This is a genomic window from Amycolatopsis sp. cmx-11-51 (assembly GCF_047608665.1).
Classification (GTDB): Bacteria; Actinomycetota; Actinomycetes; order Mycobacteriales; family Pseudonocardiaceae; genus Amycolatopsis.
This window is the reverse complement of record NZ_JADNQO010000057.1, coordinates 1-538: the sequence shown is the minus strand read 5'-3', so window position 1 is coordinate 538 and position 538 is coordinate 1. Positions and strand designations below refer to the sequence as shown.

Annotated in this window: 1 protein-coding gene; it reads right to left on the bottom strand. The window is 63.6% G+C overall.

Annotated features, from left to right (window positions below):
- Positions 1-538: cation:dicarboxylate symporter family transporter (locus ACM6LU_RS39210; RefSeq protein ID WP_414942926.1), on the bottom strand; the 538-nt coding region annotated here is incomplete at both ends.

Below are 538 nucleotides of genomic sequence, written 5' to 3'. Positions count from 1 at the left end.
TCGAACGGTGCTTGTCCGTTGAAGACCTGGTTGGCTCGTTCGCGGTCGAATTCGTTGGTCCAGTTTCCGACGAGGATGGTGGCGACGGCGTTGCCGGCGAAGTTGGTCAGGGCGCGGGCTTCGGACATGAAGCGGTCGATGCCGAGGATGAAGCCGACGCCGTCGACCAGTTCCGGCCGGTGTGATTGGAGGCCGCCGGCGAGGGTGGCGATGCCGGCGCCGCTGACGCCGGCGGCGCCTTTGGAGGCGATGATCATGAAGAGGAGCAGGGAGATTTGTTCGCTGAGTGCGAGTGGCTGGTCTTGTGCGGTGGCGATGAACAGTGTCGCCATGGTGAGGTAGATGGCGGTGCCGTCGAGGTTGAACGAGTAGCCGGTGGGGACGGTGATGCCGACGACGGGTTTGGAGACCCCGAGGTGTTCCATTTTCGCGATCAGGCGTGGCAGGGCCGATTCGGACGATGAGGTGGAGAGGATGAGCAGGAATTCGCGGCCGAGGTAGCGCAGCAGGGTGAAGATGTTGATTCGTGCGCCGAGCC